We start from the raw sequence: 15,792 nt of genomic DNA, 5'->3' as shown, positions 1-15,792 counted from the left end.
TGTCAAGCCCTTCCTGACCGTCGCGTGCATCGACTAGCCTGAGGGCGCAACGGGGCATTCAGGCCCCGCGTGTACGAAAGGGAGCATGCCATGAGCATCGGTACCGGAGTCGTTCTGTTCGTGATCGGCGCGATCCTCACCTTCGCCCTGAACATCCAGGTCGAGTGGGCGGATCTCGACCTGATCGGCTACATCCTCATGGGCGCGGGTGTGGTCGTCTTCCTGGTGGGCATCATCCTGATGGCACGTCGTCGCAGGACCGATGTCGTCACCCGCACGGAGGGCTCTGCCGACGGTGGCAATGCCACGCGCCGCACGGTGCGTGAGCCCGGCGCAGGTGACGAGGTCGTCTGACACCCGAGGTCGTCTGACATTCCGGAACCGGCCGGGTCATCTTGACCCGGCCGGTTCTGCGCGTTCGGGCATCTCAGTCGGCGCGGATCCGTCCGCGGCCGAACGGCAGCACCGGTGCCCGATAGGTGATCGCGGGGGTGCGGCCGGGCTCGATCGCGATCTCCGCCTCGCCGAAGCGCCACATCCGGTTGAACAGGAAGACACCCAGTGTGACGGTCTCGTCTGCGGGCACCTGCCAGGTGCCGTGCCCCCACTGGGTCGGCTGGCCATGGCCCCGGATGACGAGGGTCGGGCGGATGCCGGCGTAGAGCTTCAGCCAGGGCTTGCGCAGGGTGAGCTCGATGCGGCGGATGTTCGTGTTGTCCGTGCTCGGTGTGTCAGCGCTCATCGTCACAGTCCCTGTCCGGCATCCCAGAGCCGCTCGGTGTGTCCGGCCAGCAGCGCGTCCAACGAGATGGCCTGGGAATCGGTCAAGGAGGCGACGTAGTCGATGATGCCGCGACCGCGCGCCAGGGAATCGAGATCGGCGTCCGTCCGCGGACCGACCAGGCGTGGTGCCTCCCGTCGCAGCCGGCGATAGTCGTCGACCGCGAGGTCGACCAGGTCGATCAGGCGGCGCGGGGCGCGGCGGGCGTCGCGCGGGTCGTCGAGCCAGGCGGTGAAGCCCTCGACGAGCCGCTCCAGGATCCCGGCCTGCCCGCGCTGGTACACGGTGAGGTCGGGGCGCTCGAGGATGAACCGCTCGTGCAGGAACTTCAGCACCGCGACCTCATGCCAGGCCTGGCGGTTCAGGCTGACGTGCCCGGACCGGATGTCGGGATGCCGGTGCACCTCGACCGAGGACTGCAGACGGGCGATCCAGCCGGTGGTGAAACGGGCCAGGGAGCGCTCGCTGGCCAGCGACCCGTCGAAGGGCTCGGCGACCAGACCGTCGATCACCTCGGCCGAGACCTTGGCGACCGCGCCGCTGAAGGCATCGGGGTCGGCGATCCAGGCATCCTTGTCCCGGAGCCGCCGCCAGAGCAGCTCGAGGGAGTGCCCCGGGGTCCGCGTGTCGGCGGCGAGGGTCGCCACGTCGGCAGCGCGCAGCTTGGCGAGATCGCGATGCCAGGATCGGAACTCCGCCGAGAGCGTGGCCTGGTTGAGCAGGCCGGCGCGGTAGAAGTCGTCGAGGTCGTGCAGCGAGTACGCGATGTCGTCGGAGATGTCCATGATCGAGCATTCGACGCTCTGCTGGCCGGGTTCGATCAGGGGGTAGGCGGATGCCGCGGCCACGGCATCCTGCTCGTCGATGGCGTAATAGTTGAACTTGCTCGCGCCTCCCCGGCGCTTGCCGCCTTCTCCGCGCCGCCACGGGTACTTGAGCACGGCGGTGCGGACGGCTGCGGTGAGGTTGAGGCCGACGCCGGGACGGTCGTGCTCGTCGAGGCGGGTGAGGATGCGGTAGGTCTGGGCGTTGCCCTCGAAGCCCTCGCTCAGTCCGAACCGGGTGCGGGCGATGCGGTCGAGCGTGTATTCGCCGAGGTGCCCGAACGGCGGGTGGCCGAGATCGTGTGCGGCCGCGGCGGCCTGCACGACGACGGGGTGCGCGCCGCCGAGCTCGGTGACGATGCGGGCGGCTTCGTCGGTGCGGGTGGACAAGTGCGTGGCGATCGCGCGCGCCACGGCGGCGACCTTGATGGAGTGCGTGAGCCGGTTGTGCACGGCCAGGCCTGCGCCGGTCTGCGAGATGACCTGGGTGACGGCGGAGAGCCGCGAATAGTAGGGCGAGAAGCGGATGCGCTCGATGTCCACCCGGAAATTCGGATGTCCCTCGGCCTGCTGGAACTCGTCGAGCGTCTCGGGCAGGCGTCGCGCCTGGCGGGGGTCGGAGGTCTGCTGCTCGGCCATGAAATCAGTGTGGCATGGGTGGGGTCGTGCAGCTCGACACTGTCCTCGCGAGACGTCACTTCCCGCATGAGACGTACGCGCAGACGTGGTTTCTCACGCTGGAAGAGAAGTCTCGCGGTGGGCGGTCTGATCCTTGCGCTCACTGATGAACCTCAGAGCACGAGGGTCTGGGAGCGCGGCGCGATCGGTGAGGAGAGGCTGGCAGCGACCCTGAGCGAGCTCCCGCCGTCGGTCCGAGTGCTCAACGATCGGCGCATCCCGGGTACGCGCGCGAACATCGACCACATCGTCGTCGCGCCGTCGGGAGTGTGGATCGTCGACGCCAAGCGGTACAGCAACAAGCGCCCTGCACTTGAGGTCGCGGGCGGCATCTTCCGTCCTCGGGTCGAGAGCCTGCGCACCGGCGGGCGCGACGGCACGAAGCTCGTCGACGGCGTGCACAAGCAGGTCGCGCTCGTCACGTCGGTGCTTGTTGCTTCGGGCGGGGTGGATGCCGAGGAGGTGCCCGTCCACGGCGTGCTCTGCTTCCTCGATGCCGACTGGCCGCTCTTCGGCGGAAGCTTCTCGGTGGACGGACTCGCCGTGCTGTGGCCGGGCCTGCTGGTGAAGCGGATCGCGGCGTCGGCGGCCATAGAGGGATTCGATCCCGAGCGCGTGCACGCGCTGCTGGCGGCGAGGTTCCCCATCGCCTGACGGTCGCGCGACGGACAGGCGCCTCGGCCCCAGCACGGATGATGGCCATGATGCTCGAGGAACTGTAGGTGCCTAACGTCGCAGGGAGGCGTCGCTGCCGACGACCAGTGATGCGGCGACGGCCAGCAGTGCGGATGAGGCGATCATCGGTCCGGTTCCGAAGGCGGCGACGGCCACCCCGATGAGAGGGGTCGCGAGCAGCTGAGGTGCCTGCTGGGCGAGGATCAGCAGGCTCTGGAAACGCGAGATCATCGCTGTCGGTGCGAGGAGCACGTACGTCGGGAAAAGGTGCGCGGTGAAGACGACCACACCGACGCCCACGACGACGGTACCGGCGATCGCTGAGGTCCAGGTGGGCGCGAGTGCCAGGATGCCGAGGCCCGCGGCCACGATGATCGGGCCCGCCGTCATGGGGCGCCAGGCCACGGATGCGGTTCCCCGCCACGCGTACCAGGCTCCCGCGACCAGGCCTCCGGCGATCCAGCCGGCTTCGATGATGCCGGCTTCGGCGGCGGTCCAGCCGCGCTCGCGCGCCGCGAGCGGGATGCCGAGTACGACGGCGGGGATCACCGCGCCCGCGACGATGGCGACCGCGCCCAGCAGCGCCGGTACGCCTCCGGCGCGACGCGCGGTCGTCATCGCCTCGGCGATGCCCCGGAACGTGGCGGTGTCGCGCGCGGGCGCACGCTCCAGGGGTGGACGGATGAGCAGGAGGGTGAGGAGCATCACCGTGCATCCGGCGACGTCGAGCAGGGCGACGCCGCTCAGCGCGATCAGGCCGATCAGCAGGCCGCCGAGCGGGGGCCCGACCGTTCGGGCGAGCTGGCTCGCCATTCCCGCTCGCGCCATCGCGGCGCCGAGCGCGTCATCGTCGACGAAGAGCCGTGGGAACACGCCGGCCGCGGGCCGGTGGAACGCCGAGACGGTGCCGATCAGCACCGCCACGAGAAGAAGAAGCGGTGCGGGTGCGCCCCAGAGAGCGACGGCGACGGCCGTGCCGGCGCTGATGATCAGCAGTGCGAGCGTGCCGGCGATCATGACGCGTCGAGGCCCGAAGCGGTCCGCCACGACCCCGCCCAACAGGCCGAGCACGACCGAGGGTGCGACGGTGAGGGTGAGCACAGCGGATGCGATGTTCGGCCCGAGACCGGACGCCACCCACGTCAACGCGAAGGCGAGCACACCCGCGCCGAGCTCGGCGCCGATCGACGCCGTGACCCACGCGGTGAATCCGCGCGGCATCCGCAGGCGACTCATGCCATGCGCGGCATCATCATCGCCGCGAAGTCCGGCTGGCGCGGCGATCTCCAGAGCAACGGTTCGTCCTGGTGGCCGACGTCGCAGGTGATCTCTCCTTCTGCCGCGACCTCGACCACGCGCGCGAGGGCGGATCTCGACAGCTCGAGATCGGCATCCGGTCCCGAGGCGGTGCCGTGCGAGGTCCGGCGGCCGATCATCAGACGGGCGCGCGCCTCGTCGGTGACGAGGCGGATGCTGTCGGCATCCGCACCGTCCACGAGCATCCGCAGATCATCGCGCGCGAAGGCGACCCGACGGCCAGTGGGGCCGGCCGCGGCGATGATTCTGTGCACGTCGGGGAAGAGATCGGTGGGGGAGTCCCACCCGAGTTCTCCGCCGTCGGGATCGCGCAGTGCGATGTGCAGTTCGCGGGTGCGATGCTCGCGACCGACGGGCTGCTCGAGGATGAGCTCTGCGCTCCGTCGTCCGCGCAGCCACGTCAGGGTATCGGCGACGGGTAGGCAGACACGCGCGGGCGGGCCGTCGACGCGCGCCGGCACGTCGGTGCGGGCGAGCAGGACGAATCGATCGGTGGATGCCACGGTCGCCGCATGCGGGTGCAGCTCCACCAGCACGGTGTCGAACGCGTCGTCGTGGCCCGTCGACGGGCCCAGCTGCCCCATCGCTGAGGCGAGCACGGCGGCGTCGAAGGATGCCGAGGTCCGCCGTGCGGGATGCTCGCCGGCATGCGCGCGCAGGCTGAGCTTCAGATCGTCCACCAGGTCGGAGAGTGAGGAGGTCCGCTGGCGGGATTCGGCGAGCCAGTCATCGAGCACGGCATCGGCGACGGCGGGGGAGCCGTCGAGAACCTCGTGGATCCGGTCCAGGCGAAGCCCGGCGTCTCGGAGCCGACGGATCCAGATGCCGCGCTGCTGCTGATCGAGGGAGTAGTAACGGTATCCCGTGCGCTCCTCGACCGTGGCCGGAGGGATCAGTCCGCTCTCTCCATACTCGCGCAGCGCGCTCGGGCTGAGGCCCACCGCCCGCGCGAAGTCGCCGATCATCTGCAGCGTCTGCCGCCCCCGCTCGGGTTCGCGGAAATCGTCCATGGACTCATGATCGACTCTCACCCAGGATGAAGGTCAAGCAGGGTGTGGTCGTGGGGTGTCGGGGTGGCTGACTCGCACGTCGTGCCGTCCTAGGAGTGCGCTGGCTTCTCAGCCTTCCCCGGGCAGCGCCGCACGCTGTGCCTGCTGACGAGGGATGCCAGGGTAAGGCTCACAATGGATCGTTGCGGATAGCGGTCGCAATAATAACCAGTACATGCGATACTGAACATGTTACTGATCATTACGTCAGATGAGGAGACAGCCATGCCGGACGATCTGCCATTGAAGGTCGCCCGCGCCGCCACTGAGATGGGCGAACACTTCGCCGGCTGGCGGAAGATCCTCGGGCTGACGACCACGCAGGTCGCAGACCGCGCCGACATCTCCCGCACCACGCTCCGCAAGCTCGAGCACGGCGATCCCTCCGTCGCGTTCCATGTCGTGCTGCGCGTCGCGCGTGCCCTCGGGATTCTCGACACGATCGCCGAGTCCCTCGACCCCTTGAAGACTGATCTGGGCCGCGCCCGCGCCGGACTCCTGGAGAGGAAACGCGTGCGATGATCCATCCCGACACTCTCCAGGTGCACGTGGACGTCGAGGGCGAGAGCCTCTTCGCCGGACGCGTGCACCTGCACCGAAGCCGTGGCGAACTGGCATCCTCGACCTTCCAGTACGAGTCTTCGTATCTTGCGCATCCGCGTGCTTATGCTCTGGACCCGGCGCTGGACCTCGTCTCCGGAAGTCAGCAAGTCTTCGCCGGACTCCCGGGGGCGTTCAGCGACAGCGCCCCGGATCGCTGGGGCCGCCGCCTCATCGCGGCGCGCGAGCGCGCGGCAGCACTCGACGAATCGCGGCGTCCGCGCGCGCTCGACGACGCCGACTTCCTTGCCGGCGTCAGCGATGCGACCCGGCAGGGTGCTCTGCGCTTCCGCACGGACGATGACCCGGTGTTCCTCGGCGCCGGACACGGCGTACCGAAGCTGCTGAGCCTGCCCCGACTCCTGCGCGCCTCTGACGCCGTCTCGCAGGACGGCGACGACGATGACTTCGACGCTGTGAAAGCGCTGCTGTCGGCCGGTACGGGCTCGCTGGGCGGGGCTCGACCCAAGGCGTCTGTGGTCGGAGAGGATGATCGCCAGCTGATCGCGAAGTTCCCGCATCACGAGGATCAATGGGACGTCATGGCCTGGGAAGCGACTGCCCTCGATCTCGCTTCTGCGGCGGGCATCAATGCCGCCCGGCACACGCTCACCCGCGTCGGAGGCAGGCATGTCCTGCTGTTGGAGCGATTCGACAGGACTCACGATGCGCGCCGGATCGGCTACATCAGTGCCATGACGATGCTCGAGCGTCGCGACGGCGAGAGGGCTGACTACGTCGATATCGCTGAGCATCTTCCCGAGGTGAGCGCCCGTGCCAGCGACGATGCGCGAGAGCTGTTTCGCAGGGCTGCTCTCAGCGTCGGACTGAACAACACCGATGACCACCTCCGCAACCATGGCTTCCTCCGGCACCGTGGTGGATGGGTGCTGAGCCCCGCCTTCGACATCAACCCCACTCCCGAGGCGAAGGTCCGGCAGACCTCCGTCGCAGGCTCAGACGATGTGCGCACCGCAGCCGATGGACTGCGCGAACTCGCGGTAGCGTGCCGGCTCAGCGTCGAGGATGCGGACAGCGAACTGCAGCGCATCGAGGATGCGCTGCACTCCTGGCGCGACGTCGCCACTGGCAATGGCGTGAAGAGCGCGGCACTGTTGCGGTTCGTGGACTCCTTCGCTGCCGGCGTGGATGCAATACGCAGAGCCAGGCGCGCACTCATGGGCGAGGCGCACTCATGACCGAGGGATGGATCCACCGGCACAGACCTCTTGGGTAGCGCGTTTCGTCACGCTCAACGACCAGGCCCTTCGACAGGCTCAGGGACCCAGATCTGCAGCACCAGGGCAAAGCAAAACCCCCGCCATGTAGAAGCTAGGCGAGGGTTTCTGGGATGATTGTAATGATCATCCGTGTGGCTCCGACGGGCGTCGATCCCGTGACCTCTCGATTTTCAGTCGAACGCTCTACCAACTGAGCTACAGAGCCGCGCGACCGGCGAGCCTGTCGCGTCCTAGACGAAGAGCCTCCTCGAAAGAAGGCTCATCGTTCAGAGCGACCCTGACGGGACTTGAACCCGCGACCTCCGCCGTGACAGGGCGGCACGCTAACCAACTGCGCTACAGGGCCATGATTTTTAAATTGTATCGGTAAGAGTGACCCCAACGGGATTCGAACCCGTGCTACCGCCGTGAAAGGGCGGCGTCCTAGGCCGCTAAACGATGGGGCCGCAGAGACTCCCTGGGGGTTTCCCTTGCCGACGCTCAAGCATAAGGGAGATCTCCGCGAAAAACGAAATCGAGGGCGGGTCTTCTTCCTTCCCGGGCGTTTCGGGAGGACGATGGCTGTACCCCCTGTGCCCGAAGACGGAGGGGTCATCTGTTGCGGATGTGACGAATGTTGTTAGTGTGGCACTTGTGAAACCGGCGGAAGGGTCCGTGTGAACGACCATCTCAAGGCGGATGCCATAGCATCCGACGATTGCGGCTGTGCTCCGTCGCCCGACGAGCAGCGTGCCTTCTGGCCGTCCTCCAAAGTGACCCGCCGCGGCGCGTTCGCCGTGGGAGCGATGAGCGCCCTGGGTCTCACCGCATTCGGCATCTCCGCCGGCGCACAGGTCGCCCACGCCGCCGACTATCCCAGCTGGGATGACGTCAAGCGCGCGAAGGCCAACGAGGCCGCCAAGGGCACCGAGATCACCCGCATCCAGAACCTCATCGCCTCTCTCACCCAGCGCGCCGCCGCGGCCGAGGCCGCCGCGCGCAAGGCCGGCGACGAGTACTACGTCGCCCAGCAGGCGTACTTCGAAGCCGCAGACAAGGCCGACCTGCGGCAGGAACAAGCAGACGAGCAGGCGAAGATCGCCGACGAGAGCTCGCGCCAGGCCGGGCAGGTCGCCACGCAGCTCTACCGCAACGGCGGCGACCAGGCCGCTCTCGAGGTCTTCCTCTCCGGCTCATCCCAGGGCGCTGACGATCTGCTCTCGCGCCTGGGCAGCATGGACCAGCTGCTCGAATACAGCAGCACGGTCGCAGAGAAGGCATCCGCCGCTCGCGACTCGGCGCAGTCCCTCAGCGACCAGGCCAAGCGTGCGCGTGACGAGCGCGACCGCCTGCAGAAGGTCGCCGAAGAGAAGATGGTCCAGGCGCAGGCGGCAGCCGACGCCGCGCAGGCCGCTCTCGACGAGAAGCAGAACAACCTCACCACTCTCCAGGCGCAGCTCGCAGCCCTCAAGGACACCACGGCCGCCACGGTCGCCGGGTACGAGGAGGGCGAGCGCAAGCGCAAGGCCGAAGAGGAGCGTCGCCGCAAGGCGGAGGAGGAGCGGCGCCGCCGCGAAGCCGAGGAAGCCGCGAAGAATCACAACAGCGGCGGAGGCGGTGGCGGCGGAGGAACCGGCGGCAGCGGCTCCGGAGCCTGGCGCCGCCCGCACGGCGGACGGATCTCCTCGGGCTACGGCTCCCGGCCTCCGGTGTTCAGCAACGGCGTGTGGCGCTCGACGTTCCACCGCGGTCTGGACTTCGCCAACGGATGCGGTGCAGCGATCTACGCCGCTCACTCCGGCCGCGTCGACGCCGCGTTCTACAACGGCGGCTACGGCAACTACATCCGCATCCAGCACGGCGGCGGCGTCGCGACCGGCTACGGGCACATCGCCCGCTACGCCGTCTCGCACGGTCAGCAGGTCAGCGCCGGACAGGTGATCGCCTACGCCGGCAACACAGGTGCATCCCAGGGCTGCCACCTGCACTTCGAGGTCTACCTCAACGGCAGCACGACCAACCCCTACACCTTCCTGCAGGCGCGCGGAGCTCTCTAGCATCCGCTGCCCCGCAGAATGACGAAACCCCCGGTGCGAACCGGGGGTTTCGTCATTCAGTCCGTGAAGGTCAGTGCCCCTCGGTGCCGAAGCGCGCGATCGCCTCGTCGAGGATGCGCTGAGCCTCAGCCGCATTGCCCCACTCGTCGACCTTGACCCACTTGTTGGGCTCGAGGTCCTTGTAGTGCTCGAAGAAGTGCGCGATCTCCTTCTTGGTGTACTCGGCCAGGTCGTCGATGTCCTGGATGTGCTCCCAGCGCGGGTCCTTCGACAGCACGGCCACGAGCTTGTCGTCGCCGCCGGCCTCGTCGCTCATCTTGAGCACGGCCACGGGGCGCACGCTCACCACGACGCCGGGGTAGATGGCGTGGTCGAGCAGCACGAGCACGTCCAGCGGGTCGCCGTCCTCGCCGAGCGTGTTGTCGAAGTAGCCGTAGTCCGCCGGGTAGCCGAAGGTCGTGTACAGCACGCGGTCCAGGTGGACGCGACCGGTCTCGTGGTCGACCTCGTACTTCACGCGGCTGCCGCGCGGGATCTCGATGACGGCGTCGTGTGCGCCCATGCGTGTGCTCCTCGGGAGATATCGGGTTGGGATGCCGGAACAAGCCTACTCGCGCGCGGTGAGCGTCGTGTCGACGCGGACATGCCCGTACCGTGGAGGAGTGCCATCCCTGGATCCCGCCATCGCTGAAGTCCGTCGCGCCGTGCGCGCGGCTCTCGCCCCGCACGCCGGCGGACGTGTCGTGGTCGCGTTGTCGGGGGGCGCCGACTCGCTTGCACTGACCGCGGCCGCCGTCTTCGAGGCGGCGAAGATCGGGGCGTCTGTGACGGCCGCGATCGTCGATCACGGTCTGCAGGCCGGATCGGATGCCGTCGCCGAGCGCGCCGCAGCGCAGGCGCGGGCGGTCGGCGCGGATGCCCGCGTGCTGACCGTCGATGTCGACCTGCGGCATCCGGACGGTCTCGAAGCGGCGGCCCGCGCCGCCCGCTACGACGCGCTGCGACGCTGCGCCGTCGAGGTGCGCGCCGGGGCCGTGCTGCTCGGGCACACCCTCGACGATCAGGCCGAGACCGTGCTGCTGGGCCTCGCCCGAGGCTCGGGGGCGGCGAGCCTGCAGGGCATGGCGCCGGTGCGCGAGGACGAGGACGGGATGCTGTGGCTGCGTCCCCTGCTCGGCGTGAAGCGCGCCACCACGCGGGCGTGCTGCGCGGCATCCGCTCTCGAATTCTGGGATGACCCCCACAACCTCGACCCGCGCTTCGCCCGTGTGCGCGCCCGCGAGCGAGTGCTGCCGATTTTCGAGGACGAGCTCGGGCCCGGCATCGCCGAGGCCCTCGCCCGCACCGCCGAGCAGCTGCGCGAGGATGCCGAGGCGTTCGACGAGATGATCCACGAGACCATCGAGGACATCGTCGAGCATGCCGAGGCCGGCATCTCCGTCAGCGTCGCCGCGCTCGCCGCGAATCCGGCGGCGCTGCGCAATCGCATCATCCGACTCGTCGTGGACAGCGAATTCGGCGTCGGCCTCACCCGCGTGCAGACCGTCGAGGTCGCGCGCCTGGTGACCGACTGGTCGGGCCAGGGCCCCATCGATCTCCCCGGCTGCACCGCGCGACGCGCAGGCGGCCGGATCGTGTTCACCGCGCGCGGCTGAGCCTCGCGCCCGGATGCCGATTCGCGGGGCCCATCTGGTCGCATCCGAGTGGATGAGGCGGCCAGCTGAGCCCCGCGAAAGGGCTGCGAACTACTTCTTGCCGCCGAAGAGCCCGCCCAGGATGTCGCCGATCACGTTGCCGCCGCCCTGCGCGCCCGAGGTCGAGCCTCCGCCGAGCAGGCCGCCGAGCCCGCCGAGGATGTCGCCGAGCCCGCCGCCGGACGCCTGACCGGCCTGGCCGCCGGACGCCTGACCCTGCTGTCCTCCGCCGAGAAGTCCGCCGAGGATGCCGCCGAGGCCGCCGCCGGAGCCGGAGGAGCCCTTCGCGTTGGCGATCACGCCCATGATGATCGGAGCGAGGATCGGCAGGAGCTTGCCGAAGTCGATGCCGCCGGCGGTCTTCTCGCTCTTGGTGAGGCTTTCGACGACCTCGCCCTTCTTGTCGCCGAACACGTGCTTGACGATCTTGTCGCCATCGGCCTGGTCGACGTCGTCGACCTTCGAGGCGCCCGAGAAACCACCGTGGCGGTTCAGCGCCTCCTCGATGGCGGACGAGCCCTCCGGGGTCTCGGCGTTCTTGGCGAGGCCGCCCAGCAGCGCTGCACCGCCCTCCTGCACCGCCTGGCGCGCCACGTCCGGGCTCACGCCGAACTTCTCGGCGATGTCGCCGATCGGCACCTGCTTGAGGATGTCGTCGAGGTCCATGTCTTCCTTCCCCGCGGGCGCCTGCCCGCTCCTTCGCTCACAGTAGTGAGGATGCGGAGCGCGCAGAAGTGCGCGCGGCCGGTGGGCGGGCGTGCGGATGCCCAGGTGGCACCGTCTAAAATCGAGGCATGCGCGCAGCGGACATCTCAGCAGACCTCGCCCAGATCCTCGTCACAGAGGAGGAGATCATCGCCAAGCTCGATGAACTCGCCGTGCGCGTCGCCGCGGACTACGAGGGCAAGGATCTGCTGCTGGTGGGCGTGCTCAAGGGTGCAGTGATGGTGATGGCGGACTTCGCCCGCGCCCTGCCGATGCACGCGCCGATGGACTGGATGGCGGTCTCCAGCTACGGAGCGAGCACCAAGTCCAGTGGTGTGGTGCAGATCCGCAAGGACCTCGACACCGACCTGCACGGCAAGCACGTGCTCATCGTCGAGGACATCATCGACTCCGGGCTGACGCTGAGCTGGCTGCTGGAGAACTTCCAGTCCCGCGGTGCCGAGTCGATCGAGGTGCTCGCCCTGCTGCGCAAGCCGGAAGCGGCCAAGGTCGAGATCGACTGCAAGTACGTGGGCTTCGACATCCCGGTCGAATTCGTGGTCGGATACGGCCTGGACTATGCAGAGCGGTACCGCAACCTGCGCGATGTCGCCGTGCTCGCCCCGCACGTGTACTCCTGAGACTGGGTCCCTGAGCCTGTCGAAGGGCCCTGAGCGGGCGAAGGGTACGCCGTCGGTGAACGCACAGCAGGCCGCTAGCAGCCGAACGGTACGCTGAACGCATCATGGATGTGAAGAAGGTCTCCCGGAATCCGCTGATCTACGTGGCTTTGATCGGCGTGCTGCTCTTCGCCGGCTTCCTGCTGATCTCGAACCTGGCGGCGCCCAAACAGGTCACCGTGCAGCAGGGACTCGAGCTGCTCGACGGCAGCACGGTCACCAAGGCGATCAACACCGACGGAGACCAGCGCGTCGACCTCACGCTCTCGAAGGAGTTCGAGGGCTCCAAGAACGTGCAGTTCTACTATGTCGAGGCCCGTGCTGACCAGGTCGTGACGGCGATCGACGACGCCAAGCCCAAGGACGGCTTCAACGACGTCGTCCCGCGCGCCACCTGGTTCGACGGCTTCATCTCCCTTCTTCTGCCGCTCGTGCTCCTCGGCCTGCTCTTCTGGTGGCTGCTCTCTTCGATGCAGGGCGGCGGCAGCAAGGTCATGCAGTTCGGCAAGTCCAAGGCCAAGCTCGTCAACAAGGAGACCCCGACGGTCACCTTCGACGACGTCGCCGGCGCGGACGAGGCCATCGAGGAGCTCCACGAGATCAAGGAGTTCCTGCAGGATCCCGGCAAGTTCCAGGCGATCGGTGCCCGCATCCCGAAGGGCGTGCTGCTTTATGGCCCTCCGGGAACCGGTAAGACCCTGCTCGCCCGCGCCGTCGCCGGCGAGGCCGGCGCGCCCTTCTACTCGATCTCGGGTTCGGACTTCGTCGAGATGTTCGTCGGCGTCGGCGCCTCGCGCGTGCGCGACCTGTTCAACCAGGCCAAGGAGAACGCTCCGGCCATCATCTTCATCGATGAGATCGACGCCGTCGGCCGTCACCGCGGTGCCGGCATGGGCGGCGGCAACGATGAGCGCGAGCAGACGCTGAACCAGATGCTCGTCGAGATGGACGGCTTCGACCCGAACGCCAACGTCATCGTCATCGCGGCGACCAACCGTCCCGACATCCTCGACCCCGCGCTGCTGCGCCCCGGGCGCTTCGACCGCCAGATCGGCGTGGACGCCCCGGACCTGAAGGGCCGCCAGCGCATCCTCGAGGTGCACGCCAAGGGCAAGCCGCTCGCGAAGTCGGTCGAGCTCGAGATCGTCGCGCGAAAGACCCCGGGCTTCACCGGTGCGGACCTCGCCAACGTGCTCAACGAGGCCGCACTGCTGACCGCTCGCTCGAACGCGCAGCTGATCGACAACCGCGCCCTCGACGAGGCCATCGACCGCGTGATCGCCGGCCCGCAGCGCCGCACTCGCGTGATGAAGGACCGCGAGAAGCTCATCACCGCCTACCACGAGGGCGGTCATGCCCTCGCCGCGGCGGCCATGAACCACACCGACCCGGTCACGAAGATCACCATCCTGCCGCGCGGCAGGGCACTCGGCTACACGATGGTGCTGCCGCTGGAGGACAAGTACTCGGTCACGCGCAACGAGCTGCAGGACCAGCTCACTTACGCCATGGGCGGGCGCGTCGCCGAGGAGATCGTCTTCCACGATCCCACCACCGGTGCGTCGAACGACATCGAGAAGGCCACCGGCATCGCCCGCAAGATGGTCATCGAGTACGGCATGACCACCGAGCTCGGACCGGTCAAGCTCGGCACCGAGGGCGGCGAGCCCTTCGCCGGCCGCGACATGGGCCGCGGCCGCGAGTACTCCGAGACCATCGCCGAGCGGGTCGACACCGAGGTGCGCGCCCTGATCGAGCAGGCGCACAACGAGGCCTACCAGGTGATCAGCGACAACCGCGACATCCTCGACCGCCTCGCCCTCGCGCTGCTCGAGGAGGAGACTCTCGACCACAACCGGATCGCCGAGATCTTCACCGAGGTGCGCAAGCTCCCTGAGCGTCCGCAGTGGTTGTCCAGCAATGAGCGCCCGGTCTCGACCCAGCCTCCCATCGATGTGCCGGTCCGTCCTGAGGCGATCGCCGCGCAGACTCCCGCGCAGGGCGGGACCGCACGCAGCGCGGGTCCGAAGGCCGCCGGGGGACAGGCCCGACCGGCGACGGCCTGACGTGGCCGTCGACAGGGGGCGCGTCGAGCAGCTCACCCGTGAACTGCTCGCCGCGATCGGCGAGGACCCGGACCGGCCAGGCCTGAAGCAGACGCCGGCCAGGATGGCCGAGCTGTACGCGGAGTTCTTCGCCGGGATCGGCGAGGACCCTGCGGTGCACCTCGAGCGCACCATCAGCGTCTCCCGCGGCCCCGCACCCGACACGCTCCCCTCGGGCGCGGTGCTGCTGCGCGACATCCGCTTCCGCTCCGTCTGCGAACATCATCTGCTGCCCTTCGCCGGCGTCGCACACCTCGCCTACCTTCCCGGTGAGCAGGTCGTCGGGCTCGGCGCGCTGGTCAAGGTCGTCGAGACGCTCGCGGCCCGCCCGCAGGTGCAGGAGCGGCTGGGGGAGCAGATCGCGGATGCCATCGCCGAGGGCCTGGACACCCGCGGCGTGCTCGTGGTGCTCGACGCCTCGCATGGCTGCGTGACGATGCGCGGCGGGCGTCAGCCCGTGGCATCCACCCTCACCATCGCCGCGCGAGGCGTGTACACCGACCCGGTGGCGAGGACCGAGCTCATCGCCCTGATCGGCCCTTCGACGAGCTCAGGGACCCATGCGGCCAGCTCGAAGACCACGTCAGGAAACCCCGAATGACCGTCATCTGGGGCATCCTCAACGTCACCCCCGACTCGTTCAGCGACGGCGGACGCTATACCGAACCCGACAGGGCCCTGGCGCAGGCGCACCTGATGCGCGCGCAGGGCGCCGCCGTCATCGACGTCGGCGGAGAGTCGACCCGCCCGGGCGCCGTCCGGGTGGAGTCGTCCGTCGAGCAGGCGCGCGTGCTGCCGATCATCGAGGCGCTCGCGGATGCCGGCATCCCGGTCTCGGTCGACACGCTCAACGCCGACACGGCCGTCGCGGCCGTGCGCGCCGGAGCGCGGATCGTCAACGACGTGTCCGGGGGGCTGGCGGACGAGCGGATGCTGTCGGCTGTCGCCGATCTCGGCGCGGACATCGCGATCGGGCACTGGCGCGGACCGTCGGACGACATGTACGCCCACGCGCAGTACACCCGCGCGGCCCGCGAGGTCGGCGCCGAGTTGCGCGAGCGGGTGCAGGCGGCGGCATCCGTCGGCATCGCCCCTTCGCGGATCATCGTCGACCCGGGCATCGGCTTCGCCAAGACCGGCGAGCAGAACTGGGAGGTGCTGCGCGGCCTCGACGAGATCGCGGCCCTCGGCCACCGGGTGCTCATCGGCACCTCGCGCAAGCGGCTGCTCGCGGATGCCCTGCACCAGGTGTCGGGGCCGGACCCGCTCAGCCAGCGGCGGCGCGACCTCGCGACCGCGGTGACCAGCGCGCTGGCCGCACGGGCGGGCGCCTGGGCCGTGCGCGTGCACGACGTCGCGGCGACACGGGATGCGCTGGCGATCGTCGGCGCATGGGATGGAGCATGA

The 15,792-nt window shown here is 68.9% G+C and carries 16 protein-coding genes and 3 tRNA genes; 10 read left to right on the top strand and 9 right to left on the bottom strand.

The genetic code is table 11. The annotated features are described in order from the left end of the window. Positions 1–90: 90 nt before the first annotated feature. Positions 91–354: a DUF6458 family protein gene (locus QF046_RS09115; RefSeq protein ID WP_307368814.1), complete on the top strand. Its 264-nt coding sequence runs from the start codon at positions 91–93 to the stop codon at positions 352–354. A 73-nt stretch (positions 355–427) separates the two neighbouring features. Here QF046_RS09115 and QF046_RS09110 read toward each other — a convergent pair whose 3' ends face one another. Continuing rightward, the gene (locus QF046_RS09110) at positions 428–742 is read right to left on the bottom strand and encodes a hypothetical protein (RefSeq protein WP_307368812.1); all 315 of its coding nucleotides are present in this window, start codon (positions 740–742) and stop codon (positions 428–430) included. Positions 743–744: 2 nt separating this feature from the next. Further along, the gene (locus tag QF046_RS09105; protein WP_307368809.1) at positions 745–2,244 is read right to left on the bottom strand and encodes a deoxyguanosinetriphosphate triphosphohydrolase family protein; all 1,500 of its coding nucleotides are present in this window, start codon (positions 2,242–2,244) and stop codon (positions 745–747) included. A 117-nt stretch (positions 2,245–2,361) separates the two neighbouring features. On the opposite strand from QF046_RS09105, the gene QF046_RS09100 reads away from it, so the two are divergent. Continuing rightward, entirely contained in the window at positions 2,362–2,937 is a 576-nt protein-coding gene (locus tag QF046_RS09100; RefSeq protein ID WP_307368805.1) for a nuclease-related domain-containing protein, read from the top strand. A gap of 72 nt (positions 2,938–3,009) precedes the next feature. Here the strand turns inward: QF046_RS09100 and QF046_RS09095 are convergent, their stop codons facing one another. Continuing rightward, positions 3,010–4,194 (bottom strand): MFS transporter, encoded by a 1,185-nt coding sequence (locus QF046_RS09095; RefSeq protein ID WP_307368803.1) that lies wholly within the window; start codon positions 4,192–4,194, stop codon positions 3,010–3,012. Next, positions 4,191–5,285: a MerR family transcriptional regulator gene (locus QF046_RS09090; protein WP_307368793.1), complete on the bottom strand. Its 1,095-nt coding sequence runs from the start codon at positions 5,283–5,285 to the stop codon at positions 4,191–4,193. Before QF046_RS09090 ends, QF046_RS09095 begins: the two co-directional genes overlap by 4 nt. Before the next feature lie 264 nt (positions 5,286–5,549). Here QF046_RS09090 and QF046_RS09085 point away from each other — a divergent pair, with 264 nt between their 5' ends. Both QF046_RS09085 and QF046_RS09080 read left to right on the top strand, forming a co-directional pair. After that, on the top strand, positions 5,550–5,846 hold the full coding sequence (locus QF046_RS09085; RefSeq protein WP_307368791.1) for a helix-turn-helix domain-containing protein: 297 nt from the start codon (positions 5,550–5,552) through the stop codon (positions 5,844–5,846). Beyond that, positions 5,843–7,123: a type II toxin-antitoxin system HipA family toxin gene (locus QF046_RS09080; RefSeq protein ID WP_307368786.1), complete on the top strand. Its 1,281-nt coding sequence runs from the start codon at positions 5,843–5,845 to the stop codon at positions 7,121–7,123. Before QF046_RS09085 ends, QF046_RS09080 begins: the two co-directional genes overlap by 4 nt. A gap of 174 nt (positions 7,124–7,297) precedes the next feature. On the opposite strand, the gene QF046_RS09075 is transcribed toward QF046_RS09080, so the two are convergent. From QF046_RS09075 to QF046_RS09065, 3 genes are all read right to left on the bottom strand, one after another. Next, positions 7,298–7,370 (bottom strand) — tRNA-Phe (locus tag QF046_RS09075). 67 nt (positions 7,371–7,437) lie between these two features. Then, a tRNA-Asp gene (locus QF046_RS09070) sits at positions 7,438–7,511 on the bottom strand. Between the two features lie 27 nt (positions 7,512–7,538). Continuing rightward, positions 7,539–7,611, bottom strand: a tRNA-Glu gene (locus QF046_RS09065). Between the two features lie 210 nt (positions 7,612–7,821). Here QF046_RS09065 and QF046_RS09060 point away from each other — a divergent pair. Next, on the top strand, positions 7,822–9,201 hold the full coding sequence (locus tag QF046_RS09060; RefSeq protein WP_307368779.1) for a M23 family metallopeptidase: 1,380 nt from the start codon (positions 7,822–7,824) through the stop codon (positions 9,199–9,201). A 70-nt stretch (positions 9,202–9,271) separates the two neighbouring features. On the opposite strand, the gene ppa is transcribed toward QF046_RS09060, so the two are convergent. Next, positions 9,272–9,763 carry an inorganic diphosphatase gene (ppa, locus tag QF046_RS09055; protein ID WP_307368776.1) on the bottom strand — a complete coding sequence of 164 codons (492 nt, stop codon included), beginning with the start codon at positions 9,761–9,763 and terminating at the stop codon, positions 9,272–9,274. A 100-nt stretch (positions 9,764–9,863) separates the two neighbouring features. On the opposite strand from ppa, the gene tilS reads away from it, so the two are divergent. Next, positions 9,864–10,856 carry a tRNA lysidine(34) synthetase TilS gene (tilS, locus tag QF046_RS09050; protein WP_307368772.1) on the top strand — a complete coding sequence of 331 codons (993 nt, stop codon included), beginning with the start codon at positions 9,864–9,866 and terminating at the stop codon, positions 10,854–10,856. Positions 10,857–10,946: 90 nt separating this feature from the next. Here tilS and QF046_RS09045 read toward each other — a convergent pair whose 3' ends face one another. Then, positions 10,947–11,561, bottom strand: coding sequence for a DUF937 domain-containing protein (locus tag QF046_RS09045; protein ID WP_307368770.1), 615 nt, complete (start codon positions 11,559–11,561; stop codon positions 10,947–10,949). A 128-nt stretch (positions 11,562–11,689) separates the two neighbouring features. Here QF046_RS09045 and hpt point away from each other — a divergent pair, with 128 nt between their 5' ends. The 4 genes from hpt (at position 11,690) to folP (ending at position 15,792) form a co-directional block, all read left to right on the top strand. After that, positions 11,690–12,241 carry a hypoxanthine phosphoribosyltransferase gene (gene hpt / locus QF046_RS09040; RefSeq protein WP_307368766.1) on the top strand — a complete coding sequence of 184 codons (552 nt, stop codon included), beginning with the start codon at positions 11,690–11,692 and terminating at the stop codon, positions 12,239–12,241. Positions 12,242–12,345: 104 nt separating this feature from the next. Next, positions 12,346–14,346, top strand: a complete 2,001-nt coding sequence (ftsH, locus tag QF046_RS09035) for an ATP-dependent zinc metalloprotease FtsH (RefSeq protein WP_307368763.1) — start codon at positions 12,346–12,348, stop codon at positions 14,344–14,346. Position 14,347: 1 nt separating this feature from the next. Further along, entirely contained in the window at positions 14,348–14,986 is a 639-nt protein-coding gene (folE, locus tag QF046_RS09030; protein ID WP_307368760.1) for a GTP cyclohydrolase I, read from the top strand. After that, positions 14,983–15,792 carry a dihydropteroate synthase gene (folP, locus tag QF046_RS09025; protein ID WP_307368757.1) on the top strand — a complete coding sequence of 270 codons (810 nt, stop codon included), beginning with the start codon at positions 14,983–14,985 and terminating at the stop codon, positions 15,790–15,792. The genes folE and folP overlap by 4 nt, the downstream gene beginning before the upstream one ends.

Source organism: Microbacterium sp. W4I4, from assembly GCF_030816235.1.
In the GTDB taxonomy this organism is placed as follows: Bacteria; Actinomycetota; Actinomycetes; order Actinomycetales; family Microbacteriaceae; genus Microbacterium.
This window is presented reverse-complemented; position numbering and strand designations above follow the sequence as displayed.